Here is a 24,658-nt window from a genome sequence, read left to right on the forward strand (position 1 = left end):
ATTGGCTACAAGCCGGTAGCAACGGTTTTTGATCCACGTTCTTTTATTAAATTATCCCTAACCTGCAGTTTTCTGTAAGCGCCTACCGGGTTTAATGCCCCGCCCGACAGCAAGCTTGCTTCGGCAACCAGTGGCCGTACATCTGTACGATAAGCCTCCTGCAAGATCTCCTGCGCAAGGGTTACATCATTGTTTTGCTGTGCCGCAGTTAATGCCGCTTTATCAACAATTAAAGCTTGTGCATAGGCTATTTTTATAGCTTGTACTGATTGTAACAGGTCTTCAATAGGGTCTTTTACATTATGGGATGCATCAATCATCCAGCCAATATCGGTAGCGTGAGTCATGTCGCGGGCATCCATTCCTTCAACAAGTTCATTAAATATCAGGAACAACTGGTATGGGTTTATGCTGCCTACCGTAAGGTCATCATCACCATATTTTGAATCGTTAAAATGAAAACCGGCCAGTTTGCCTTCCATTAGCAACAAGGAAACTATCTGCTCGATATTTGTATTTGGCAAATGATGCCCAAGGTCAACCAGCGTTGAAGCTTTTTTGCCTAATTTATTTGCCAGTAAAAGTGATTGTCCCCAATCGCCTATGGTAGTTGAATAAAAGTTTGGCTCAAAAGGTTTGTACTCAATCCATACTTTCCAGTCATCGGGCAAAGCGCTGTAGATTTCCTGTAAACTCTCCAATGTATTTTGAAATGCCTTGCGGAAATTTAACTGTCCGGGAAAATTTGATCCGTCGGATAGCCAAACAGATAAAGCTTTTGAATTTAGCTGAACGCCATACTTAATTACTTCGATATTATGCTGAATTGCCTGTTTGCGTACCTCTTTATCAACATGGTGCAACGAGCCATATTTATAGCTCAGTTTTTGATCTGCCTGATCCTGGAAGGTGTTTGAGTTTACGGCATCAAAATGCAGGCCCCGTTGTGCGGCCAATGCTTTTATGGCCGTTGCGTTGTCAGGAATATCCCACGGGATATGTAAAGAAATTGAATTGCTCGATTTGTTTAGCGCGTTGATAACACCAACATCCTCAATCTTCTCTTCAAGGCTTCGCGGTTCGCCGCCACCCGAAAATCTTCCAAAGCGGGTGCCGCCTGTTCCCAACGCCCAACTCGGAATAGCTATATTAAATGCCTGCAACTTACTCATCACATCATTAAGCCCAGGGATATCAGCGCTTACAAATTCAAGCTTGCGCTTATGGTCAGTTAGCTCGTTATGGTTCAATTCATCAATCTTAAACTGATCAATATTCATAAATAAAAAGTTTTAACAGGTTTATAAATTCATTTGCAAAAGCAGCAGCTATGCAATATTAAATGTATAGTTAACAGTCGTTTTTGGAAACCTCTAATATAGGGTTGTAAATGGCATGTTTTTAATTTTTTTTATAAATCCAGTGCCCGGCAGGCCATTAATAATGCTAAACGGAATTTAATATTTTGAATCATCACCTATAAAGGTGAGTCCGTCCTTATATATATTAAGCCAAGCCAAATATTAATTATTGCTTATATGGTTTGACTTTGTAGCTAAAATTTTATAAAGTATAAATATCAGGCGTAAAACGATGGGGAGAAATATCACACATATATGGTATTTTTTTTCTGGTAGATATGCAGGAATTTTGCAAAACAAAAACAACGGAAAATACTGCGGAAATAAATTTGAAGGCCAAATGTGTTTTACAAGGTAAATAAGGATGAATTGAAAGATGGCGGATTGTATGATGTTAGCTTAAAAAGTGGAATAATCATTATGATAACGTAATATGGTATGATTTTAGAACTTATTCTATATTATAAACCGACTCGGTTTTTTATTAAACCATTGCTTATTATAAAAAGGAATTCAAAAAATAGGCGCTCTGTTGTAAATGTTTAATAAAAGATATTATTATGAGTACAAGATTTAGATTTCATTATTTGTTTATTGCCTTTGTTGGATTAGGGTTTCTCGGTTATCTTGCATTTGATACTTATCCATATATTAATTTTGGCCACGTACTGTTATTAACCAGTTGCGACATGGTGTTTTTTTTCCTCGCTTATAAAACATACCCCGCATAAATATCCCCAATTTATAATTCCCGTCCCTGCAATTGGCATTGATAAATAAAAGCGGATAATATTTATCCCGGTTCACCCGATTTAATACAACGATTATTATTTCCACTTAAAATCCTTCTTTCATTGGAATTTTGAGGCTTAAAACTGAATTATTGTTAATTTTAACAAAATTTAACATTTATACCTCACTTTTTTTTGGCAAAAATTTGATCATCTGTTTAAGTTTGCCTACCAAAAAATAATAATCGTTTAATGGAAGAAATAAATAGTAATACCGGGCATCTTTTGCCTGACGCTGTGGCTGGAAATTCATCGTATTCAACAGATATAAGGGCGTTGAATGAAATGATCCAGAAGGAGAGCGCTTTTATCGATCTTCTGAAAATGGAGATGGATAAGGTTATTGTAGGGCAGAAATATATGGTGGACCGCTTACTGATAGGTTTGCTGGCTGATGGCCATATCCTGTTGGAAGGTGTTCCCGGCCTGGCAAAAACATTGGCAATTAATACGCTGTCGAAAGCTATCCAGGCCGATTTTAGCCGCATTCAGTTTACACCGGATCTGTTGCCTGCCGATTTGTTGGGCACGATGATCTACAACCAGAAAAAAGAGGAGTTTATTGTACGGAAAGGCCCCTTGTTCTCCAATTTTATACTGGCTGATGAGATAAACCGTGCCCCTGCAAAGGTACAAAGTGCTTTGCTTGAAGCCATGCAGGAAAGACAGGTTACTATTGGTGATACTACATTCCCGTTGCCAACCCCATTTTTGGTGCTTGCTACTCAAAACCCGATTGAACAGGAAGGAACCTACCCGCTGCCAGAAGCGCAGGTTGACCGTTTTATGCTGAAAGTGGTTATCGGCTATCCGAATAAGGAAGATGAGAAAAAAATTGTACGTGCCAATATCGCACCACAAGGGATGTTAAAACCAAATCCGATCATCCGTCCTGATGATATCATCAAAGCGCGCAAGGTAGTAAGGGAAGTTTATATGGATGAGAAGATAGAGCAATACATTATTGATATTGTTTTTGCAACCCGTTATCCTGAACAATATAAACTGGCTAACTATAAAAATCTGATCAGCTTTGGTGCATCGCCAAGAGCGAGCATTAACCTGGCACTGGCTTCAAAAGCTTATGCATTTATAAAACGCAGAGGATATGTTATCCCTGAGGATGTACGGGCTATTTGCCATGATGTTTTAAGGCACAGGATTGGACTGAGCTATGAAGCGGAAGCCGAGAATATGACATCGGAAGATATTATTACCGGGATCCTGAATGCGGTAGAAGTACCGTGAGGAAGAAGAGAATCAGGAGTCAAGAAGTCAAGAGACAAGATTTAAAATAATAAGGAGAAGCTTCAGGAAGCGGAAGTCAAAAACCAAAGTAAGAGTTGTAGCAAACACTGCTGTCTTATCTTGATTCTTGACTTCTTGATTCTTGTATCTGAAATTATGGCGAAGGACACTAAAGAACTGCTTAAAAAAGTAAGAAAGATAGAGATAAAAACCCGGGGGCTGAGCAATCACCTGTTTTCGGGTGAATATCACTCTGCCTTTAAGGGGCGGGGTATGGCCTTTAGCGAGGTGCGCGAGTACCAGGTTGGCGATGAGATCAGAACTATTGACTGGAACGTTACGGCCCGCTTTAATCACCCTTATGTTAAGGTATTTGATGAGGAAAGGGAACTTACGGTAATGCTGCTGATGGATGTAAGCGGATCTGAAAATTTTGGCACGCTCTCACAACAAAAGCAGGATCTGGCTACTGAGCTGTGTGCCGTGCTTGCTTTTTCGGCTATTCAGAACAATGACAAGGTGGGGGTGATATTTTTTAGTGATAAGATAGAGAAGTTCATCCCGCCAAAAAAAGGCAGGAGCCATATTTTAATGATCATACGTGAGCTGATTGATTTTACACCCGAGAATAAAGGTACCAACGTGGCAGAAGCCTTGAGGTACTTTACCAGCGTAATAAAAAAGAAATGCACGGCTTTCATTATGTCCGACTTTATGAGCCCTGCTTTTGAGAATGAGCTTAAAATAGCCAATAAAAAACACGACATAATTGCCCTTAGGCTTTACGACAAGCATGAGGAAGAGTTTCCCAACCTGGGACTGATCCCCGTAAAGGATGAAGAAACCGGACTGCTGACCTGGGTAAATACCGGCGACCCGAAAGTGCGGATCGCTTTTAAAGCAGATGCTTTAAGAAGGAATGCAGCTTTAAAAGAGGTTTTTAGCCGGAGTGGTGTGGACGCAACTGATATTGGTACCCATGAATCGTACGTTAAACCTTTAATGACATTGTTTAAAAAGCGGGAGAAGAAAAGGTAATGATGAAGAACTGTTTTTATAATTTCCTGGTTTTAATATTGCTTTCATGTGGTTTTGTTTTAAATGCCGGTGCGCAAAACGTAAGTGTTGAAGCTAAGCTTGATCAGCCGACTATCCGCATAGGCGATCAAACCACTCTGCGTTTGATAGTTCATCAGCCTGTAAAAGAAAAGGTCAATTTTCCAAAGCTGGCCGATACCCTAATTGGCAAAGTACAGATAGTTAGCAGCAAGCTTGATACTGTTATTGACCAAAACAACCATAGCCTGGCAACGGTAACCCAAAGCTATACAATCACTTCATTTGACCAGGGCACTTATACTATCCCGCCTTATTCGATAGGCTCTGCTGCCGGTGTTTTAAAAACCAATGAGCTTACCCTGATGGTGCAAACCGTACCGGTTGATACTACCAAAGCTATTTATGATATTAAACAGCCGCTTGCAGTATCCTATACGTTTTGGGATTGGTTAAAAGATCATTGGGGATGGGTTGTACTTGGCTTAGCTATTATTGCTACTATCGGCGGTGTATTATGGTATTTGAAAAAGCGGCCAAAAGTTGAAAAAGTAGTAAAAGAAGTGAAACCAGATGTACCGGCGCATATTATTGCTTTGGGTAAACTGCAGCAACTGCGCGATAAAAAGCTATGGCAGCAGGATGCCGTTAAACAATACCATAGTGAGTTGAGCGATATCCTCCGCGAATACCTTGAAAAACGGTATGTGATAAAAACGCAGGAAAGAACTACAGATGAAATTTTTGCATCTTTAAAATATATGGATATTGCCAATGAGTACCGGGTTAAGCTAAGCCAGGTTTTGATTTTGGCAGATTTGGTAAAGTTTGCAAAAGAAAAGCCATTACCTGTTGATAACGAGCTGAGCATGGAAAATGCATTGGCTTTTGTATTAAAAACGCAGGAGGCAGTGGAAATATTGATAAATACAGAGGGAGGAAGTGAGCGTGTTTAAAGGAATTGAATTTGCGCACCCGGGGTTTTTCTGGTTGTTAATTCTTATCCCGGTAATAATTGGATGGTATGTTTGGCGTGAGCGGAAATTGTATGGCTATTTAAGCGTATCGGCAGTAAGGGGCTTTTCGGTGCCTTCAAAAAGTATCATTCCGAAATTGCGTCATCTGGGGATTGTTTTAAGGGTTTTGGCTTTGGCCGCTTTGATTATTGCACTTGCCCGGCCGCAATCATCCTTAAGCTGGCAAAACAGCACTACTGAAGGGATTGATATAATGATTGCTTCGGATATTTCAGGAAGTATGCTTGCCGAAGACTTTCAGCCCAACAGGATGGAAGCCGGTAAGAACATTGCCATAGATTTTATAAAGAACCGCCCTAATGACCGGATAGGGTTGGTAATATTCAGCGGTGAAAGCTTTACGCAATGCCCGCTGACAATTGATCACAATGTATTGATAAATCTTTTTAAGGATATAAAGAACGGAATGATTGATGATGGGACCGCTATAGGAATGGGTCTTGCCACAGCCGTTAACCGGCTTAAGGAAAGCGAAGCAAAAAGTAAAGTGATCATCTTACTTACCGATGGATCAAACAATGCCGGATCGATACCGCCGGTTACTGCTGCCGAGATTGCCAAACAGTTTAATGTAAGGGTTTACACGGTGGGTTTGGGCACCAAAGGTTTTGCGCCCTACCCTGTTCAAACACCTATGGGCGTACAATACCAGCGCATGCCGGTTGATGTTGATGAAGGCACCCTGACAAAAATCGCCAATATTACAGGCGGCAAGTATTTTAGGGCTACCAATAACGAAACGCTGAAAAGTATTTATGAACAGATAGATAAACTGGAGAAGGCTAAAATAGATGTTACCCAGTATAATAAAAAAACAGAAATGTTTTTGCCTTTTGCACTGATTGCTTTATTGCTTTTATTGCTTGAGTTTGGATTAAAGAATACAGTATTTAAGGGGGCTATAACATAATATGCTACGTTTTGCACATATAGATTTTTTATGGGGACTGTTACTGATCCCGGTTTTCATCCTGCTTTTTATTGTTGTAAGCCGGTGGAAAAGCAAGGCTGTAAAATCATTAGGGGACAGGAATGTTGTAAACATGATGATTCCTGATGTGTCATTTTCAAGGCCATGGCTAAAGTTTATTTTGTTTGCTGTAGCATTTGCTTTTTTGCTGATAGGCGCTGCCGATCCGCAGATAGGCTCAAAAATGGAAGAGGAAAAACGTAAAGGAGCCGATTTGATGATCTTGCTGGATGTATCAAACAGCATGCTCTCGCAGGACCTGGCGCCTAACCGCCTTGAAAATGCCAAGCGCGCCATAGCCCAGTTGATTGATAACCTGCACAGCGACCGCATTGGGATTATTGTTTTTGCAGGCGAGGCTTATGTGCAGTTACCGGTCACCACAGATTACTCTGCGGCCAAGTTGTTTTTAAATACCATAAACACCAATATGGTGCCTACGCAGGGTACTGCTATTGGTTCGGCTATTGATCTTGGAATGAAATCTTTCGATTTTAAAAACGGAACAGGCAAGGCCATGATCATTATAACCGATGGCGAAAACCACGAGGATGATGCAGTTGCTGCTGCCAAAAATGCTACAGATAAGGATGTTACCGTGCACGTTATTGGTGTAGGCTCACCTGAAGGTGCTCCAATCCCTATTTATCAAAACGGTAAACAAACCGGCTTCCATACAGATAGTGCCGGCAAAACTGTTGTAAGCAAGCTGAATGAAGATATGTGTAAAGAAATTGCTGCGGCAGGCAACGGCGCCTATGTAAGGGCAACCAATGCCAACAGCGGGTTGGGAATAGTAATGGATCAGATTGAAAAGATCCAGCGGAAAACCGTTGACAGCAAGAATTTTAAGGATTTTGAAGACAGGTTCCAGTTTTCCCTTGGGTTTGCATTTTTATTGCTAGTGGTTGAGTTCTTTATCTCCAATAGAAAAAGCCAACGGTTGAGCAATTTGAAATTATTTGAAGTGAAAAAAACATGAAGCAGCTAATTATCATCATATTATTTTTACTGCAGGGTTCGTGGCTTTTTGCGCAACAGGAGAAAAGTTACGTACATAAGGGTAATGAGCTTTATCAGCAAAAAAAATATACAGAAGCCGAGGCTAATTACCGTAAATCTGTTGAGAAAAAGAGTAAGAACGTGGAAGGTAACTTTAACCTTGGCGATGCATTATTTAAACAAAAGAAATTTGCTGAAGCCGGAGAACAATTTAATCAGCTTGCCGGGGAATCAAATAACAAAGCTGTTGCCGCCAAAGCCTATCATAATTTAGGTAACTCACTATTGGAAAATGAAAAGCTGGAAGAAAGTATAGATGCCTATAAAAAGGCGCTGATAAATAATCCTAAAGATGATGAAACCCGTTATAATCTTGCCTATGCACAGGAAAAGCTAAAAGAACAGCAAAAGAAAGACAAGCAGAATAAAGATAATAAGAATAAAGACAACAAGAATCAAGATAAAAAGAACCAGGACAAAAAAAATCAGGACGATAAGAACAAGGATCAAAATAAGAAAGATCAGGATAAGAAGGACCAGGATAAACAAAATCAGGATAAGAACAAAAAAGATCAGAAAGATGGTCAGCAGCCACAGCCCAACAAGTTATCAAAAGAAGATGCCGAAAGAATGCTTGATGCGCTGAATAACGACGAAAAACAAACCCAGGAAAAGCTGAAAAATAAAAAATTAAAAGGTGCGAAGATGCACATTGAGAAGGATTGGTAGGAGGGAAGTGGTTGATTAAGTGAGTGGTTGGAAAACCAGAATGTTCAACTTAATCTAACTCAATCAACCTAATCTAACTCAATCAACTAAAAAATAATGAAAGTAAAGTACTACATATTAACCTTTTTGCTGTTATGGACGAGTATACTAATCGCCCAGGATGTGAAATTTACTGCGGGGGTAAATAAGACTACCGTGGGAACAGGTGAGCAATTCCAGGTTGATTTTTCAGTGAACGGGAGCAGTAGCAATTTTAATCCGCCAAACTTTAGCGGTTTCCAGGTGTTATCGGGCCCAAATGTATCTACCAGTATGGAATCTATTAATGGTGCTACTACCGTTACTAATTCCTACAGCTATATTTTAATGGCGGTTAAGCAGGGCGAGTTTACCATTGGACCGGCTGCAATTGTGGTAAACGGGAAAAGGTTAAGCACCAATGCAATCAGGATGAAGGTGGTTAAGGGGCAGCCGGTTCAGCAAAGCAGTGGCCAGTCAAATGGTGCTGATAACAGCATAATTGAAGGAAATACTGCAGACCTGGCAAAATCATTGTTTATAAAAGCTGTTGTTGATAAAACCAATGTTTACCTGGGTGAGCAACTAACTGTAAGCTTCAGGATCTATACAAGGGTTGGCATTGAAGACAGCCGCCTGGATAAAGTGCCAGATTTAAATGGTTTCTTTAACCAGGATATTAAAAATCCGCAGCAGCAACAGCAGGTACAATGGCGTGTTGAAACTTATAAAGGTTTAAAATATAATACTGCCGATCTGAAACAAACCATACTATTCCCTGAACATGCCGGCAACCTTACCATTGAACCGATGGAGATGACCCTTTTGGTGCGGCAGCCGGTTCAGTCGAAAGATATTATGGATCAGTTTTTTGGCGGCTCGTTCAAAGAAGTTAGATATAAAGCCAAAAGCGCCCCGGTGGTGATCCATGCAAAGCCGTTGCCTGAAGCAGGGAAGCCGGATAGCTTTGCCGGTGCTGTTGGTTCATTTAATATTGAAACATCGATTGATAAAACAGAGCTTAAAGCTAACGAGGCTTTGAATTATAAAGTTAAGGTTACAGGGGCAGGTAATATCAAGCTGCTGAAAACTGTGAACACAAATTTTCCGGCCGACTTTGAAAAATACGATCCGAAAATTACCGACACTACAACGGAACGTGCAAGTGGCGTGGCAGGCAGCCGGATCTATAATTACCTGCTGATCCCAAGGCATGAGGGTGAATTTACCATCGACCCAATTAAATTCTCTTATTTTAATCCGGCAACCGAAAGGTATGTAACATTAACTTCAAAAGCATTTAAAATTAAAGTAAATAAAGGCGTAGCCGAAAATAATGTAACCGCTTTAGCCGGTGCAGATAAACAGGACATTAAAGTTTTAGATAAGGATATAAGGTATATTAAAACCAGCGATACCTCTTTAAGCAAGCCAGGTGACGGGTTTTTTGGATCGGCAGGGTATTATCTATTATTGGCAATTGGTCCTGTTTTATGTATTGGCGCTTATAACTACCGTAACCGGATGCTGAAGCTTAACAGCGACATTGTGTTGGTAAAAAACAAAAGAGCTGGTAAGGTTGCTGCTAAACATTTAGCCAGCGCGCAAAAGCAACTGCTGGCAAATAATACCACAGCGTTTTATGAAGATGTGTTTAAAGGAATTTATGGCTATTTAAGCGATAAGCTTAATATTTTATATGCCAATTTAGACAGGGAAACCATCGCATTTGCATTAAAAACAAAATCGCTGGATGAGCAGCTGGTAAGCAGGGTGCTGGAAACATTGGATCTGTGCGAGATGGCGCGTTATGCACCGGTAACTCATATCTCGAAACAAGAAGTATTTGAAAAGGCTAAGGGCATTATAAGTGATATTGAAAATAAAATTTAATATGTTGAAGCGGGTATTATATCTTTTAATAGCATTTGTTATTCCTTCAATATGTTTTGGGAATGACAACGTACAAGCGCTTTTTGCAGGCGGCAATGCCAGCTACAACAAAGGGCAGTATAAGGAAGCACTTACTGCTTATCAGAAGGTTTTTGATGCAGGTTATGAATCTGCAGCTTTATATTTTAATATGGGGAACGCCAGTTTCAAAACCGGCGATATACCATCAGCCTTGCTTTATTATGGCAAGGCGCACAGGCTTTCGCCGGGCGATGAAGACATTAACTTTAATATCCGTTTTGTAAATTTAAAAACCACCGATAAAATAGATGAAGCCCCTGAGTTTTTCGTGGCCAAATGGTGGAGGGGATTTATCTTAGTTCTTTCTGCAAATGTTTTAGGCTGGCTTAGCATCTTGTTTGTTTTACTGGCATCGGGAATTTTGATCCTGTATTTTTTTACCACATCTGTCGCCATAAAAAAATCCTCGTTTTATGGTGCTGTGATCTTATTTGTGTTTGGTGCGTTTACCATATTTATTGCCGGAATGCAGGTAAGCTATTTTAATGGACATAAGGAAGCGATCATCTTTAGCCCATCAGTTACAGTAAAAAGCGGCCCGGTTGATAAAGCAGGTACCCTGTTTGTTATCCACGATGGAACAAAAGTGAATGTTTTGGATGACAGCAATGGTTGGATAAAAATAAAGCTTGCCAATGGCAATGAGGGCTGGATAAAGATGGGGGACGCGAAAGGGATATAGCCCGGAGTCTATAGTCAAAAAAGTCATTAAACCCGTTGTGATTTGACAGGGGGGCGTATGCCATATGCCCTTACAGAGGATTTTGTAATATTTGGCAGGGGCGTATTGCATATGCCCTATAGAATATCGCATACGCCCTTCATTATTTTACGCGCGCTATTCCTTTAATTGAAGAAATAGAAGGGAGCAGAAAATAAGATGTGCCCCGGGTAATAACAAACTGCGGCAATCCTGCTTCAGGCTCCTTGATGCCGGAAGGCTATGTTAAAACATTAAGAAATTAATGGGGTAATACTTTTAAACGGCAATTCCTCAATTATAATTTATCTTTATTTTTTTAAATCAACTTAAACTCCAAAGAATATGGACGAACTAAACTTTATCAATAATTCAAGCGACCAGAACAATTCGTCAATTGTTATTTTTCAACCATCTGTTCAATCACTGGTAGAAACGGCCTGGCTTGTTGTTTCTTTAAATGCCGGCGCTGTAAAGAGTGTTCCGGTTACTGCAGATACACAGTTTCATGTTGCAATTATTAATCCGGAGATAACGGTTAATGGAGGAGTTATGAAAATTGGGGCGCTTTCCGCCCCGGCTGTTTCAATGGTATCGGGGCAAACTGCTTATATTACCGGTGAGAGTGATTCTGGCTATGAGATCAATGTGGAGGGGTAAGGAATATCTAAGCAATAGTTTTTAATGGTGAGTTTTATTTTATATAAAATGTATCTTCAATCCATTTTGAAGGATTGTTAATTATGTAATCGGATATGCGCAGATATGATGGTTCATTCCGGATGATGTGTTCGTGGTAATTGCGGTGCCATACTGTGTCTCCATAATCCAATAAATTTATTTGTTTGGTAACCGCTGATTTGTAACCGCGTACAATTGCGCCGATATTATGTGATGGTGAACGTAGAGGCGAGGTGAATACATCTATGCCTTGGAGCGTATGCGATACGCCCTTACTGGTGGTAGGATCATCGTTTATCAAAATTATTCCATGCATATGATTGGGCATAATTACGAAAACATCCAATGATACATAGGGGCGGATTTCCGGGGTTTTCAACCATTCGTTGTATGCTATCTGGCCTATCTCACTTAATATCATTTCTCCGTTAATTATCTCGCCGAACAAAGGTTGCCTCTGATTGGTACAGATGGTGATAAAATATGCACCCGCTTGCGAATAATCATATCCCTTTAATCTGATTGATCTGCGGTTATGTATAAGCGGATTGTATTTCATTTTTTTTCTTATCTTTTTGATACCTGGCGGGCGGGGCGTATGCGATACGCCCTTACATAAATACCCTCAAGCATTGATCATTGATGCAATAGTCTTCGCTGTAAGGGCGTATTGCATACGCCCCTATGCAAGCGAACGGGGCGTTTATACGCCCTATGCAAGCGAACAGGGCGTATGCTATACGCCCCTACACGTGGTGAATATTTATGGCGCATGCATATGCCCTATAAAACTATGCAATTTGTAATCAAAACGTAAACTAAGAAACAATTTCTTTGCAAATAAGACCAATCGGTTTATATTTGTGCTCATAATGACAAAAGCAGAAAGAACCCGGCAGTTTATTATTGAAAAGGCAGCACCCATTTTTAATCAAAAAGGCATTGCCGGTACTTCTATGAGCGATATTATGGAAGCTACTAAACTGGCCAAAGGTGGGCTATACGGTAATTTTGAAAGCAAGGAGGAGATCTGCCTTGAATCATTTAAATATTTAACAGATTCACTTTCAGCCGAGATAAACAAAAGCATTGGCGATAAAACTACTGCAAAAGAAAAGCTTTTTGCCCTGCTTAATTTTTATGAAAATCGCTTGTTTAAATCTAATACCGGCGGCTGCCCTATTTTAAATTTTGGTACCGAGGCTGATGATACCAGCCCACTGATCAAACAAAAAGTAAACGAAGCAATTACCAGGTTTCAATTAAGGATCTCGAATATTATCAGGCAAGGTTATGAAAGCGGTGAGTTTTCAAAAACATTTGATGCAGATACATTTGCTATAAAAATGTTTACCATGATTGAGGGAGCCATATTAATAAGTAAAGTGCAAAACAGCAGCAAGCACATGCATGTGGTAATTAATATGCTTAAAACTGAAATCGAACAAAATAGCGACTAATTTTTTTTTGACATTAAAAAGACCGATCGGTCTTTTTAATAAAGAAAAATAAAAAAGAACAGAGAATGAATAATTTAAAACGAAACCTGCTGATTATTACCGTTCTGCTTGCTGCGGTAATGGAACTGATAGATACAACGATAGTGAATGTTGCCCTGTCGCACATGAGCGGTAACCTTGGGGCAACACTTGAGGATACTACCTGGGTAATTACTTCTTATGCCATAGCAAATGTTATTATTATCCCTTTGACCAGCTTTTTAACCATTAAGCTTGGGCGAAGAAATTACTATATCGGCTCTATCATAATGTTTGTGGTCTGTTCATTTATGTGCGGGAGCGCTACAAATATATGGACACTGGTATTTTTCAGGTTTTTGCAGGGACTCGGCGGCGGGGCATTACTTTCTGTTTCGCAGGCAGTGATCTTTGAGCTGTTCCCTAAAGAAAAACAAGGTGTTGCCAGTGCTATATTTGGAGTAGGCGTATTTATCGGGCCAACCATAGGACCTACAATGGGTGGCATTATCACCGAAAATTATTCATGGCCACTGATATTTTATATCAACATTCCGATAGGCATTTTAGCAGCTACCTCATGTTATTTTTTATTAACAGAACCAACAATTAAATCCAAAATACAAAAAGTAGACTGGACAGGCATAGCACTGCTGGCCATAGGAATAGGCTCATTACAAACGGTACTGGAGCGAGGCCAAACCGAGGATTGGTTTGCCACCGGCTATATCCTTTTTCTTACCATCACCGCAGTAATAACCTTAACAGCATTTATTATATGGGAGCTCCACGTAGAACACCCGGTGGTAAACCTGCGGGTATTTAAAAGTAAAACATTAACCATAGCCGCTATACTAACCTTTATTACCGGGATCGGCATGTTTACCTCTATCTTTCTTACGCCGGTAATTGCACAGCGTTTGCTCGGATTCACCCCAACACAAACCGGCCTGCTGCTTCTGCCGGGGGCGATCATAGCCATATTGGGACTGATAGTTTCCGGTAAGCTTTTGCAGGCTGGTGTATCGCCATTAATAATTATTGTGGCAGGTTTCATTTGCTTTATATACTTCAACTGGAACATGTCTGGTATGAGCCTTGACACCTCTGCGAATACGATTACTATAAATTTAATATTCAGGGCGTTAGGGATGGCGTTTTTAACGGTGCCGCTAACTATGCTGGCAATTTCATCATTAGCAGCTAAGGATATTCCGCAGGGAGCTTCTTTAAATAATATGATGCGGCAGCTAGGCGGTGCTTTTGGAATTTCGGCTATAAACACTTATGCGGCACGCCGGATAGCTTCACACCGTACAGATCTGCTGGCAAATATTACAACTACCAATTCGCAAGCTGTTGACAGGCTTAATTCATACACTACATATTTTCAGCATAAGGGGATAGGTTGGGCTGATGCGCACCTGAAGGGTATGGAATTGATAGACAGGACGGTTGTTAAACAATCAACCTTATTAAGCTATGTCGATTCGTACTTTTTAATAGGAATGCTGTTTGCTATTGCGCTACCTTTATTACTATTTGTGGTTAAAGCGCCAAAGAGCACAGCACCTAAAATGATATTAACAGATCATTGAGGTGGGTGATTAGAGATTAGTTGGGGTTAGTGATTAGAGAGCAGAGATTAGTTGAAGAATCAAGAGTTAAGAAACAGGAATAGAATCAATTACAATTAAACAAACATAACAATGAATATTACAGAAAAAACAGTACTGATAACAGGTGGGGGATCAGGTATAGGCTTTGAAATAGCCAAACTATTAAGTAATAAAGGCAATAAGGTAATAATTACCGGCAGGAGCGAAGCACGTTTGCAAAAAGCGGCAGCTCAGCTAAACAACGTTAGCTACATTCCAACAGATGTTAACAGCGAAAGCGACATAGACAATGTTGTTGAGCGTATAAACAATGAATTTGGCAGTCTGGACATCTTGATCAATAATGCCGGTCAGGCGTACTATCATCGTTTGGGTACCGACGGCGATACTTATTCAAAGGCTGCCGATGAGATCCAGACAAATTATCTGTCGATAATAAGGATAACCGACAAATTATTGCCTTTGCTGCGGGTTTCAAAAGAAGCTGCAATAGTAAATGTAAGCTCAATAGTGGTTTTTGCCCCAGGTATAAACCTAGCTACTTATGCGGCAAGCAAAGCCGCCTTACATTCATACACAAGGGCGCTAAGATATTCCCTGGCATTAAATACAGGCATTAAAGTATTTGAATTGATGCCGCCATTGGTAAATACCGAATTTTCTACTGAAATAGGCGGAGAAAACGGTATTCATCCCGAAGTTGTTGCCCAGGGATTAATAGATGGTTTTGAAAAGGACGAATATGAATTACACATCGGTAACACTGCTGATCTGTACAAATTATACCTTTCGTCGCCTGAGGAAGCTTTGAATGTTTTGAACCAGGGAAGGGAATAATAATTATTTTTTAATAACACCGTTGCGGTATGCCGAGCTTGTTTCAGCGTGCCGTTTTTTATTATTTCACGTCTCTTTATTTTTACACTTTCCATACCAAAAAATCTATATTTTTAGCGCCTGAATGGAAGCTAAAAATAATAAGAAAACCATCTGGGCATGGTGCATGTTCGATTGGGCGAATCAATCGTACAATATGGTAATTACCTCAACCATATTTCCAGCCTACTATGTTGCTGTAACTGCAAATTCTAAAAAGGATAATATGGTTACATTTTTCGGGCATCAGTACGTAAATACGGTGCTGTTTACCTATATACTTGGACTTTCCTATTTAATAGTGGTTGCCATATTACCTATCTTAACATCCATTGCTGATTATCGTGGCAACAAAAAACTATACCTGCAAATGTTTACATGGCTGGGCAGCTTAGCCTGCGCAGGTTTATTCTTTTTTAAGCCTGATAGTCCACTTGAAATTCCGATGATCTGTTTCGGCCTTGCTTCCATAGGTTATTGCGGGGGCTTTGTGTTTTACAATTCATACCTTCCGCAAATAGCATCTGTTGACCAGCAGGACGCAGTTAGCGCAAAAGGTTTTATATACGGTTTTTTGGGAAGCATTGTGGTGCAGGTAATTTGTTTTGTGCCGGTATTAAAACCGCTTTGGTTTGGTATTACCGATGATGCATTACCAGCCCGGATAGCATTTTTAATTGTGTTTTTATGGTGGATGGGCTTTGCCATCATCCCATTTTTTATGCTGCCGAAAGGGGAACCTAATGCCGGTTCGCATAAATATAACGTATTAACCGGAGGGTTTAAAGAACTTGCAAAGGTGTTTGGCAAGATCAAAAAGATGCCATTGTTAAAGCGTTTTCTTTCCGCATTCTTTTTTTACTCAGTAGGGGTGCAAACCATTATGCTGGTGGCCGCCAGCTTTGCCGCCAAAGAATTACATATGAAGGATGACGATCTGATTAGCATCATACTTATTATCCAGGTGGTTGCCATTATAGGAGCTTCTATTACTTCCAAATCATCAGCAAAATACGGGAATGTGCGCACACTCATTGTGCTGGTAACCGTCTGGACTGTACTTTGCTGTTTTTTATATTTTATCGCAAACGAAACGCAATTTTACGTTGCTGCATTTGTGGTCGGTTTAGTAATGGGCGGTGTGCAGTCGCTATCCCGATCTACCTATTCAAAATATTTGCCCGAAAACATTCCGGATACCGCCTCATACTTCAGCTTTTATGATGTTACCGAAAAGATCTCGATAGTAGTTGGCTTATTTTGCTTTGGTTTTGTTGAATCCTGGACACACGAGATGCGTAACTCGGCCCTTGCGCTTGATTGTTTTTTTGCTACCGGTTTGTTTTTACTAATCGCATTACTGCTTGCTGAAAAGAAAACTAAAAGGGTTGAAATAGCTATCCCTGTTTAATATGCATACACAAAACGCATCTTACTGGATTGATCACTTACAGCTGCAACCGCATCCGGAAGGAGGCTATTATAAAGAGGTTTTCCGCTCGGAACTGGAAGTAACAAAGCCTTCATCCTCCATAATAAAGCAAGCCTGTACCTCCATTTATTATTTGCTGGAAGGAGAGGATTATTCGGGCTTTCACAGGCTCGCGTCAGACGAGATCTGGTATTTTCATAAAGGAGTTCCATTGCACATCCATGTACTTGATGAAACCGGAGCGCACTTGGCACTCGAACTTTCTGATGCTGCTGTAGGGAGCTTGTCTGTTGCTATAAAAGCCGGCTTATGGTTTGCGGCAGAGATTCCATCCGCAAAAGATTTTGCTTTGGTAAGTTGCGCAGTAGCTCCCGGTTTTGATTTTAGCGAATTTGAAATGGCCGAAAAGCATAAGCTAACCGCATTATATCCGCAGCATGAAACCCTCATTAATAAGTTATGCCGGTAGCTTGTAAATTTGATTAATTTCCTTAGATTTAAGCTATATTTCAGGTGCGATTGCCCCACCGTGCTTTTTATTTTATAAGTATATAACCAAATTATCAACCAATAAAAACTTAAAACTATGAAACGATTATCACTGCTATTAACCATGCTGGTAACATTTGCCTGCAGTTCAGTTTATGCGCAATTTACCCAGGCACAGCTTGTTGGTGAATTTACACGTGCAAAAGCCTACACTAAAGCCTATCTGGATGCAATGCCCGCAGATGGCTATGCATTTAAACCAACACCCGAAATGAGGAATTTTGCCCAGCAAATGCTCCACTTAGCTGATGCTAATTATTTTTTCAGCTCAATGGCCAGCGGCAAGGCAAGTCCGCTTGGTAAGGATGTGTCTGTCGAAAAAACTGTAGCACAAACTAAAGAAGCTACTACAAAAGCAGTGATGGACAGCTATGATTTTGCAATAAGCGCCCTGCAGGGGATGACCCCGGCCCAATTAGCAGAAACTACAAAGTTTGCAGGTAAAGACATGGGAAAATTTGAGGTGTTTGGAAAAGGATTTGAACACCAAACCCATCACCGCGGGCAAACAACTGTTTACCTGCGCTTAAAAGGCGTAACACCACCACAAGAAATGTTATTTTAAAAGCATCTTATATTCATAAAGGCCCGGCTATGTTAATTAACAGCGCCGGGTTTTTTATATTTAAATTAAGTGAATATTTTTCTATACACACTGCATATCCCACTAAACAAGCAATCTATTAATACCGGCTGATTCGACAGCTATCGGCTGTAACCTCAAAAAAAAAAACGCGCCGGTAGTACTATTTTTATTGATGTGCTAAAGGTTATGGCATAGTGTTGGTATTGTAACAAACAACTTAAAAAATTAACCTATGAAAACTTCAATACAAACCATGGTAATATTAAAAGCAATTGACCTTGAATTAAAAGCTTTAATACAGCATGACCTTGAACGCTTTAAAGCACAGCGCACTAAGCAGGCTTCTGTAAAACAGGCAGCCTGACAATCATATATATATCCTACCTATGAAAAAAAGAGAGCTCCTTTGGGGCTCTTTTTTAGTTGATGACCTTTTATTAAATAGAAAAAGCAAGGCTCACCTTGCGATATTCTTGCTTTTGCATATTACAGCTACTTACTGCCGGTTAAATTATAACAATGGATTTAATTCCCTTTGTAACAATAATTAAAACACCAATAAAACCGTCTTTTTTTGTTATTTTCGGAATACGTTAATTCTTTGAACCCTACGCAGAACTCCTTACCAAATGTTTAAACGCGGCATCGTAATATTATCCCTATTATTAGCAACTGTTTTTAAAACAAGCGCCCAAATTAATACCATGTCGCAAAGTCCGTTTATAGTAAAAGGATTTCATATTGACCTGCGGATCCAGGTGATGACCATGGATGCGCTGAAATCGTTTGCCTTAAAGCTAAGTAAAGCAGGCATAAATACTATAATAATGGAGTGGGAGGGAACCTATCCTTTTACAAAACACCCACTGATCCCTAACCGATACGCTTATAGCAAAGATGAAATTATAGGATTTATAAATTATTGCAACCTTATAGGTGTTGACGTGATCCCACTGCAGCAAAGCTTTGGGCATGTGGAGTATATTTTAAGGAATGACAGGTATAAAGACCTGCGGGAAGATCAAAAGGATTTTTCGCAGGTTTGTCCGCTGCAAACAGAGCAGGATAAAGCATTATTTACCGACTTATATACAGACCTTGCATCAACCCATACCTCAAAATATATTCACATTGGCGGCGATGAAACCTATTTACTCGGACATGATGAGCGATGCAGGCTAAAAGCGGCAAAGGAGGGGAAATCAAAACTGTATATTGATTATATAAAAACGTTGTGTGATATTGTTATAAAGCTTGGCAAAACGCCCGTACTCTGGGCAGATATTGCTTTGAAATACCCGGATGCTATAAAATTGCTGCCAAAAGGCACCGTGTTTATCGACTGGAACTACGGCTGGGAAATGAACCGCTTTGGCGATCATCAAAAACTAATGGAAAGCGGTTATGAAATATGGGGATCGCCGGCATTACGTTCGTCGCCCGATAATTATTTTTTGACGCAGTGGGAAAAACATTTTAAAAATATCCATGATTTTGTACCAGCCGTGGCAAGCCTGGGGTATAAAGGCATAGTGATGACGTCATGGTCTACATCGGGTCAATATTCACCTGTATTTGAATCGGAAAATGAGATGGCCGAAGAGTATGCCATAAGACATGTTTATCCATTAAGCGGCTTTAATATGCTTGTAGCAGCCTATACCGAAAGTATAACCAATGCAAAACCAATAAACATTGAAAGCTTTATTACCAGGTATTGTAAAGAACGTTATGGTTTTGATGCAGATGAATCGGCAAGATTCTGGCATGCATTGAAAATAACACCTTATGAGATCAGGAACGGAAAAGTTGTGTCAGCCGTTCAGTTTTCAGTTAAGCAAATACTTGACAGTACAAAAATGGCGTTAGAAACACTTTATAAACTTAAGCCGGATAAAAATAAAGACGAGTTTGAACATTACAGGTTAATGACCGGCATCAGGGTAAATTACCTGCAGTTCCAGGATATTTTACAAAGGGTTAATTCGCCTTCATTTACAGTATCAATGGTGCCGGAGGTTCTGCTGGAATTAAAAAATTTGATGATCAGTGAAGAAGTGCTGGACCTGCATTTTAGCCAACTAAATAAAAATTTCCTGAACGCTTCGGAGATAGAAGCGGAAAATAACCTGAGAAATTTAAGGGTACAACTTCTTTATGATCGTTTATCACGAAACAAATAAGGTGTGGAGCAGCAACAGTTAAAGATATATAACGGCAAAATTATTACCCCGGCTAAAATTATTAATGGGGGTACTGTTTTAGTACGCGATGGTATTATCATTGCGGTAAACGAGGGTGATATTGATGCACCTGGCGCAACCCTGATAGATGCCGGTGGTAAATATATTTCTCCCGGTTTTATAGATATTCATATCCATGGCGGCGGCGGACACGATTTTATGGATAATACCGTTGAAGCATTTTTAGCTATTGCCGGAATACATGCTAAACATGGAACAACCGCCATGTCGCCAACTACGCTTACCAGCAGCAAGGAGGATCTGCTGGAAACGCTAAGAACGTATGAATTAGCAGACGAGCATAATATTAACGGGTCCCAATTTATCGGGATGCATTTGGAAGGGCCATATTTTGCTGTTAATCAATGTGGTGCACAGGATCCGCGCTATATCCGTGATCCTGATCCGGAAGAATATAAGGAAATCATAGCCGGCACTCCGGTTATTAAACGCTGGAGCGCAGCACCCGAATTAAAGGGAGCTATTGAATTTGGCAGGTATGTAACATCAAAAGGAATTTTAGCAGCAATTGCCCATACCGATGCTATTTATGAAGAAGCGCTGGAGGCATTTGAAAATGGCTATACGCTTGCCACACATTTATACTCTGGTATGCTGGGTGTAACGCGGCGCAAAGCGTTCAGGTATGCCGGGGTTGTAGAAGCTGCCTATTTGATTGATGGAATGGATGTGGAGATAATTGCAGATGGCATCCACCTGCCGCCACCCTTGCTTAAACTGGTATATAAAATTAAAGGGGCGAAAAGAACAGCGTTAATTACCGATGCTATGCGCGCAGCAGGTATGCCGCCCGGTGAAAGTGTTTTAGGCAGTTTAAAAAACGGATTAAAGGTTATTGTGGAAGATGGAGTAGCTAAATTGCGGGATAGAAGCGCTTTTGCAGGCAGCGTTGCTACAGCCGATTGCCTGGTAAGGAATATGATAAAAATGGCTGATGTTCCCCTGTTGGAAGCGGTGCAAATGGCAACCTTAACCCCTGCTGCTATTATGAAGGTGGCAAATAAAAAAGGATCCATCGGAGCGGGCAAAGATGCTGATATTGTAATTTTTGATGAAGATATAAATGTGAGCACGACCATTGTAAAAGGAAAGGTGATTTATGAAAGATAAAGAACACGAAGAACCCATGGTATATCGGTGCATCTCAAATTTGCCAACTTTTATTTATGAAGAAAGGACGGCAATGGGTAAGGATGCGGCTAATATGGTTTGCCAAAAAATAGATACCCTGCTTAGCCGGCAGCAATTTGTAAATATGATCTTCGCTGCTGCTCCATCACAAAACGAATTTTTAACCGCTTTAACTCAATATAATACAAATGACTGGAAATATGTGAACGCTTTTCACATGGATGAATATATTGGGCTGCCGGAAAATGATCCGCGTACGTTTGCATCCTTTCTAAAAGAAAAGATATTTGACAAGCTGCCCTTTAATTCTGTTAACTATATTAACGGGAATGCCGCTGATCCCGAGGCCGAGTGCAGGCGATATGCTGAACTATTGGCAAACCATCCACCTGATATAGTCTGCATGGGTATTGGAGAAAATGGTCATATTGCCTTTAATGACCCGCACGTTGCTGATTTTAATGACCCCGCACAGGTAAAGGTTGTTAGCCTTGATACAGAATGCAGGCAGCAGCAGGTTAATGATAAGTGTTTTGAGGCGTTGGATGATGTGCCAACACATGCTTTAACGCTAACGGTTCCCGCGCTTATGGCGGGGAGGTATATTTATTGCATGGTACCCGGTGAGAAAAAGGCAAAGGCGGTATTTAATACTTTGCATGTTGAAATAACCGAAAAATGTCCGGCTACAATTTTGCGCAAGCATATCAGTGCCGCGTTATTTTTGGATAAGGATAGCGGGAGACTTTTGTAGGGAAATGACAAGAAAGTTATTCCTCAACCACAATATATTCTTTCGGTACACCAAGCTCAACCAGGTCGTCTTTCAGTTGCGCTACAAATGGATCCGGACCGCAGATATAGTAATAATGCTTATCATCGGTAACGTGCTGTTCGAGCAGATCCTTATCAATATGTTTCCCGGGCATGCCCGATTTTGGTTCTGAGATAATATCGATATGCCTTTCGCCAAGCATTTGGTTCAGCTCGTCATTTATTATAATATCATCTTCGGTGCGGTTGGCAAATAACAGTGTATTACCGGCTAAAAGGTTGTCCTTTTTAAGCTGACGGAGAATAGAAATAAAAGGTGTTAAACCAGCGCCGCCGGCAATAAATAAGCCTGGCCCTTTGAAATTTATTGCCCCAAAAACTTCATGAATTATCAGCTCGTCACCCGCATTAACATCAATCAGTTTTTCGGTAAAGCCGTTATGCCCTTTGTAAATTTTGATGGTAAATTCAAGATGATCATCGCTGTTAAGGCAGGTAAAAGTAAAGGGATGCAAATCGTCCTCAAGTCCGGGTTTGTTAATGGATACATCAGTGGCCTGGCCTGATATAAAGGTATAACCTTCGGGTTTTTGCAAAGTAAACCGCTTTACGTTGTGAGTTACAAATTCCGTTTTTAAAACTTTAACTATATGCTTTTCCATGGTATTTGAGATATTACAAATTAAGTTAACAATTGTTATAAAGTAACGTATTAAAAATCAATCGATAATAGAAAAATAGACATTCAGATTGTAAATTAGGCATTAATTTGGGATAATGTACGGATATGAAGTATATTGCCGGAGTTAAGCAAAATCACATTAAACCTATGAAATCTGCTTCCCAATGGCAGGTATTAATTAAAATGAAAAGTTTTTTAAACGAAGATTTTTTACTGGAAACAAAAACTGCGCAGCGCTTATACCACGAATATGCCGCCGGCTTACCCATAATAGACTACCATTGTCATTTACCGCCCGACCAAATTGCCGGTGACATAAACTTTAAGAACATTACCCAAATCTGGTTGAACGGCGATCATTATAAATGGCGGGCTATGCGGGCCAATGGTGTAAATGAGGCTTATATAACAGGCGATAAAAGCGATTGGGAAAAATTTGAACAATGGGCTGCAACTGTTCCCTATACCTTGCGGAATCCCTTATACCACTGGACACATTTGGAGTTGCAGCGTTATTTTAATATTCATGAGATTTTGTCACCTGCAACAGCAAAACGAATCTATGACGAGTGTAACGAGAAACTGCAGTCGCCTGAATATAGTGTAAAAAGCCTCATCAAAAACAGGAATGTGGAGGTGGTTTGTACTACGGATGATCCTTTAGACAACCTGGCGCATCACCAAAAAATAAAACAGGATGCTTATAGCGTTAAGGTTTTACCAGCATTCAGGCCAGATAAGGCGATGGAGGCAAATGACACCAAAGCTTTAAATGCTTATATCAGCAAGCTGGAGTCAATAACCGGTGAATCAATCCCTGATTTTAATACATACCTTGCCGCTCTAAAGGAAAGGCACGATTATTTTGCAGAAAATGGCTGTAGCTTATCCGATCACGGGTTGGAGCATTTGTATGCTGAAAACTATACCGAACTTGAAATAAAAATAATATTTACCAAAATACGGAATGAGCAGCCCCTTACACCGGATGAGGTCGCTCAGTTTAAATCGGCCATGCTGTATTATTTTGCAGTTTGGGATCAGGAAAAAGGGTGGGTCCAGCAATATCACCTTGGTGCATTACGTAATAATAACACCCGTGCCCTGAGCGCGGCGGGGCCGGATACTGGTTATGATTCCATGGGTGATTTTTCCCAGGGAAAAGCGCTCTCAAAGTTTTTGAATAAGCTGGAAGCCGGGAATAAACTTACAAAAACCATATTGTATAATCTTAACCCGGCAGATAATGAGCTGATGGCAACCATGGCCGGCAATTTTAACGACGGATCGGTTGCGGGTAAAATGCAGTTTGGATCTGCATGGTGGTTTTTGGATCAGAAGGATGGAATGATAAAACAAATAAATGCCTTGTCAAACATGGGGCTTTTGAGCCGGATGGTAGGCATGCTTACAGATTCACGGAGCTTTATGTCATTCCCCCGGCATGAATACTTCAGACGGATCTTATGTAATCTGTTTGGTAATGATGTAGAGAACGGCGAACTGCCGAATGATATAGCATGGACAGGCAAGATCATCAGGGATATTTGTTACTACAATGCAAAAAATTACTTTGACTTTGATAAGGTGAAATGAGTGCAATTTTAAATACAAAGCAACCTGGTAAAATATTATCCTTCGGCGAATTATTGCTGAGGATAACCCCTGATGCGGGTGGCGAATGGCTCAATAATAATCAA

Annotated in this window: 23 protein-coding genes; 20 read left to right on the forward strand and 3 right to left on the reverse strand. The window is 40.3% G+C overall.

The genetic code is table 11. The features are described from left to right. Nucleotides 1-5: 5 nt before the first annotated feature. Entirely contained in the window at nt 6-1,280 is a 1,275-nt protein-coding gene (locus JWQ54_RS06430) for a TIM barrel protein (protein ID WP_299581826.1), read from the reverse strand. A gap of 1,196 nt (nt 1,281-2,476) precedes the next feature. Between JWQ54_RS06430 and JWQ54_RS06435 the strand changes: the two genes are divergently transcribed. From JWQ54_RS06435 to JWQ54_RS06475, 9 genes are all read left to right on the forward strand, one after another. After that, nucleotides 2,477-3,400, forward strand: coding sequence for an AAA family ATPase (locus JWQ54_RS06435; protein WP_367187089.1), 924 nt, complete (start codon nt 2,477-2,479; stop codon nt 3,398-3,400). A gap of 156 nt (nt 3,401-3,556) precedes the next feature. Then, a complete protein-coding gene (locus JWQ54_RS06440) occupies nt 3,557-4,438 on the forward strand; it encodes a DUF58 domain-containing protein (RefSeq protein ID WP_299581831.1) in 882 nt (293 codons plus the stop codon). Then, the gene (locus tag JWQ54_RS06445; RefSeq protein WP_299581834.1) at nt 4,438-5,412 is read left to right on the forward strand and encodes a BatD family protein; all 975 of its coding nucleotides are present in this window, start codon (nt 4,438-4,440) and stop codon (nt 5,410-5,412) included. Before JWQ54_RS06440 ends, JWQ54_RS06445 begins: the two co-directional genes overlap by 1 nt. Beyond that, nucleotides 5,399-6,403 (forward strand): VWA domain-containing protein, encoded by a 1,005-nt coding sequence (locus JWQ54_RS06450; protein ID WP_299581837.1) that lies wholly within the window; start codon nt 5,399-5,401, stop codon nt 6,401-6,403. Before JWQ54_RS06445 ends, JWQ54_RS06450 begins: the two co-directional genes overlap by 14 nt. A 1-nt stretch (nt 6,404) precedes the next feature. Then, nucleotides 6,405-7,445 (forward strand): VWA domain-containing protein, encoded by a 1,041-nt coding sequence (locus JWQ54_RS06455; RefSeq protein ID WP_299581840.1) that lies wholly within the window; start codon nt 6,405-6,407, stop codon nt 7,443-7,445. Then, nucleotides 7,442-8,194 carry a tetratricopeptide repeat protein gene (locus JWQ54_RS06460; RefSeq protein WP_299581844.1) on the forward strand — a complete coding sequence of 251 codons (753 nt, stop codon included), beginning with the start codon at nt 7,442-7,444 and terminating at the stop codon, nt 8,192-8,194. The genes JWQ54_RS06455 and JWQ54_RS06460 overlap by 4 nt, the downstream gene beginning before the upstream one ends. A gap of 96 nt (nt 8,195-8,290) precedes the next feature. After that, nucleotides 8,291-10,105, forward strand: coding sequence for a BatD family protein (locus JWQ54_RS06465; RefSeq protein WP_299581847.1), 1,815 nt, complete (start codon nt 8,291-8,293; stop codon nt 10,103-10,105). A 1-nt stretch (nt 10,106) separates the two neighbouring features. Next, on the forward strand, nt 10,107-10,868 hold the full coding sequence (locus JWQ54_RS06470; RefSeq protein ID WP_299581850.1) for a tetratricopeptide repeat protein: 762 nt from the start codon (nt 10,107-10,109) through the stop codon (nt 10,866-10,868). Between the two features lie 363 nt (nt 10,869-11,231). Beyond that, nucleotides 11,232-11,546: a hypothetical protein gene (locus tag JWQ54_RS06475; protein ID WP_299581853.1), complete on the forward strand. Its 315-nt coding sequence runs from the start codon at nt 11,232-11,234 to the stop codon at nt 11,544-11,546. 34 nt (nt 11,547-11,580) lie between these two features. Here JWQ54_RS06475 and JWQ54_RS06480 read toward each other — a convergent pair whose 3' ends face one another. Further along, complete coding sequence (locus JWQ54_RS06480) at nt 11,581-12,126, reverse strand: transposase (RefSeq protein WP_299581856.1); 546 nt, start codon at nt 12,124-12,126, stop codon at nt 11,581-11,583. A 313-nt stretch (nt 12,127-12,439) separates the two neighbouring features. On the opposite strand from JWQ54_RS06480, the gene JWQ54_RS06485 reads away from it, so the two are divergent. The 10 genes from JWQ54_RS06485 to JWQ54_RS06530 all read left to right on the forward strand — a co-directional run bounded on the left by JWQ54_RS06485 (nt 12,440) and on the right by JWQ54_RS06530 (nt 22,256). After that, nucleotides 12,440-13,027 carry a TetR/AcrR family transcriptional regulator gene (locus JWQ54_RS06485; RefSeq protein ID WP_299581859.1) on the forward strand — a complete coding sequence of 196 codons (588 nt, stop codon included), beginning with the start codon at nt 12,440-12,442 and terminating at the stop codon, nt 13,025-13,027. Nucleotides 13,028-13,092: 65 nt separating this feature from the next. Then, the gene (locus tag JWQ54_RS06490; protein ID WP_299581862.1) at nt 13,093-14,643 is read left to right on the forward strand and encodes a DHA2 family efflux MFS transporter permease subunit; all 1,551 of its coding nucleotides are present in this window, start codon (nt 13,093-13,095) and stop codon (nt 14,641-14,643) included. 111 nt (nt 14,644-14,754) lie between these two features. Then, nucleotides 14,755-15,501, forward strand: coding sequence for an SDR family oxidoreductase (locus tag JWQ54_RS06495; protein ID WP_299581865.1), 747 nt, complete (start codon nt 14,755-14,757; stop codon nt 15,499-15,501). Between the two features lie 124 nt (nt 15,502-15,625). After that, nucleotides 15,626-16,951 (forward strand): MFS transporter, encoded by a 1,326-nt coding sequence (locus tag JWQ54_RS06500; RefSeq protein ID WP_299581868.1) that lies wholly within the window; start codon nt 15,626-15,628, stop codon nt 16,949-16,951. Nucleotide 16,952: 1 nt separating this feature from the next. Then, nucleotides 16,953-17,441, forward strand: coding sequence for a cupin domain-containing protein (locus tag JWQ54_RS06505; RefSeq protein ID WP_299581871.1), 489 nt, complete (start codon nt 16,953-16,955; stop codon nt 17,439-17,441). A 117-nt stretch (nt 17,442-17,558) separates the two neighbouring features. Next, complete coding sequence (locus JWQ54_RS06510) at nt 17,559-18,086, forward strand: DinB family protein (RefSeq protein ID WP_299581874.1); 528 nt, start codon at nt 17,559-17,561, stop codon at nt 18,084-18,086. A gap of 253 nt (nt 18,087-18,339) precedes the next feature. Further along, entirely contained in the window at nt 18,340-18,471 is a 132-nt protein-coding gene (locus tag JWQ54_RS06515) for a hypothetical protein (protein ID WP_299581877.1), read from the forward strand. A gap of 265 nt (nt 18,472-18,736) precedes the next feature. After that, nucleotides 18,737-20,290, forward strand: coding sequence for a beta-N-acetylhexosaminidase (locus tag JWQ54_RS06520; protein ID WP_299581880.1), 1,554 nt, complete (start codon nt 18,737-18,739; stop codon nt 20,288-20,290). 3 nt (nt 20,291-20,293) lie between these two features. After that, the gene (gene nagA, locus JWQ54_RS06525) at nt 20,294-21,481 is read left to right on the forward strand and encodes an N-acetylglucosamine-6-phosphate deacetylase (RefSeq protein WP_299581883.1); all 1,188 of its coding nucleotides are present in this window, start codon (nt 20,294-20,296) and stop codon (nt 21,479-21,481) included. Then, entirely contained in the window at nt 21,471-22,256 is a 786-nt protein-coding gene (locus JWQ54_RS06530; protein ID WP_299581886.1) for a glucosamine-6-phosphate deaminase, read from the forward strand. Before nagA ends, JWQ54_RS06530 begins: the two co-directional genes overlap by 11 nt. Before the next feature lie 16 nt (nt 22,257-22,272). Here the strand turns inward: JWQ54_RS06530 and JWQ54_RS06535 are convergent, their stop codons facing one another. Beyond that, nucleotides 22,273-22,938, reverse strand: a complete 666-nt coding sequence (locus JWQ54_RS06535) for a flavodoxin reductase (RefSeq protein ID WP_299581888.1) — start codon at nt 22,936-22,938, stop codon at nt 22,273-22,275. A 203-nt stretch (nt 22,939-23,141) separates the two neighbouring features. Between JWQ54_RS06535 and uxaC the strand changes: the two genes are divergently transcribed. Then, nucleotides 23,142-24,554 carry a glucuronate isomerase gene (gene uxaC, locus JWQ54_RS06540; RefSeq protein ID WP_299581891.1) on the forward strand — a complete coding sequence of 471 codons (1,413 nt, stop codon included), beginning with the start codon at nt 23,142-23,144 and terminating at the stop codon, nt 24,552-24,554. Nucleotides 24,555-24,658: the final 104 nt, after the last annotated feature.

The organism is Mucilaginibacter sp., from assembly GCF_028288225.1.
Taxonomy (GTDB): Bacteria; Bacteroidota; Bacteroidia; order Sphingobacteriales; family Sphingobacteriaceae; genus Mucilaginibacter.

Coding starts and splice junctions, on each gene's coding strand:
- JWQ54_RS06445 (WP_299581834.1), top strand. CDS start 4,438: ATGATGAAGAACTGTTTTTATAATTTCCTGGTTTTAATATTGCTTTCA.
- JWQ54_RS06455 (WP_299581840.1), top strand. CDS start 6,405: ATGCTACGTTTTGCACATATAGATTTTTTATGGGGACTGTTACTGATC.
- JWQ54_RS06520 (WP_299581880.1), top strand. CDS start 18,737: ATGTTTAAACGCGGCATCGTAATATTATCCCTATTATTAGCAACTGTT.
- JWQ54_RS06490 (WP_299581862.1), top strand. CDS start 13,093: ATGAATAATTTAAAACGAAACCTGCTGATTATTACCGTTCTGCTTGCT.
- JWQ54_RS06510 (WP_299581874.1), top strand. CDS start 17,559: ATGAAACGATTATCACTGCTATTAACCATGCTGGTAACATTTGCCTGC.
- JWQ54_RS06500 (WP_299581868.1), top strand. CDS start 15,626: ATGGAAGCTAAAAATAATAAGAAAACCATCTGGGCATGGTGCATGTTC.
- JWQ54_RS06440 (WP_299581831.1), top strand. CDS start 3,557: ATGGCGAAGGACACTAAAGAACTGCTTAAAAAAGTAAGAAAGATAGAG.
- uxaC (WP_299581891.1), top strand. CDS start 23,142: ATGAAAAGTTTTTTAAACGAAGATTTTTTACTGGAAACAAAAACTGCG.
- JWQ54_RS06470 (WP_299581850.1), top strand. CDS start 10,107: ATGTTGAAGCGGGTATTATATCTTTTAATAGCATTTGTTATTCCTTCA.
- JWQ54_RS06465 (WP_299581847.1), top strand. CDS start 8,291: ATGAAAGTAAAGTACTACATATTAACCTTTTTGCTGTTATGGACGAGT.
- JWQ54_RS06485 (WP_299581859.1), top strand. CDS start 12,440: ATGACAAAAGCAGAAAGAACCCGGCAGTTTATTATTGAAAAGGCAGCA.
- JWQ54_RS06460 (WP_299581844.1), top strand. CDS start 7,442: ATGAAGCAGCTAATTATCATCATATTATTTTTACTGCAGGGTTCGTGG.
- JWQ54_RS06475 (WP_299581853.1), top strand. CDS start 11,232: ATGGACGAACTAAACTTTATCAATAATTCAAGCGACCAGAACAATTCG.
- JWQ54_RS06480 (WP_299581856.1), bottom strand. CDS start 12,126: ATGAAATACAATCCGCTTATACATAACCGCAGATCAATCAGATTAAAG.
- JWQ54_RS06535 (WP_299581888.1), bottom strand. CDS start 22,938: ATGGAAAAGCATATAGTTAAAGTTTTAAAAACGGAATTTGTAACTCAC.
- JWQ54_RS06495 (WP_299581865.1), top strand. CDS start 14,755: ATGAATATTACAGAAAAAACAGTACTGATAACAGGTGGGGGATCAGGT.
- JWQ54_RS06435 (WP_367187089.1), top strand. CDS start 2,477: ATGGAGATGGATAAGGTTATTGTAGGGCAGAAATATATGGTGGACCGC.
- JWQ54_RS06505 (WP_299581871.1), top strand. CDS start 16,953: ATGCATACACAAAACGCATCTTACTGGATTGATCACTTACAGCTGCAA.
- JWQ54_RS06530 (WP_299581886.1), top strand. CDS start 21,471: ATGAAAGATAAAGAACACGAAGAACCCATGGTATATCGGTGCATCTCA.
- JWQ54_RS06515 (WP_299581877.1), top strand. CDS start 18,340: ATGAAAACTTCAATACAAACCATGGTAATATTAAAAGCAATTGACCTT.
- JWQ54_RS06430 (WP_299581826.1), bottom strand. CDS start 1,280: ATGAATATTGATCAGTTTAAGATTGATGAATTGAACCATAACGAGCTA.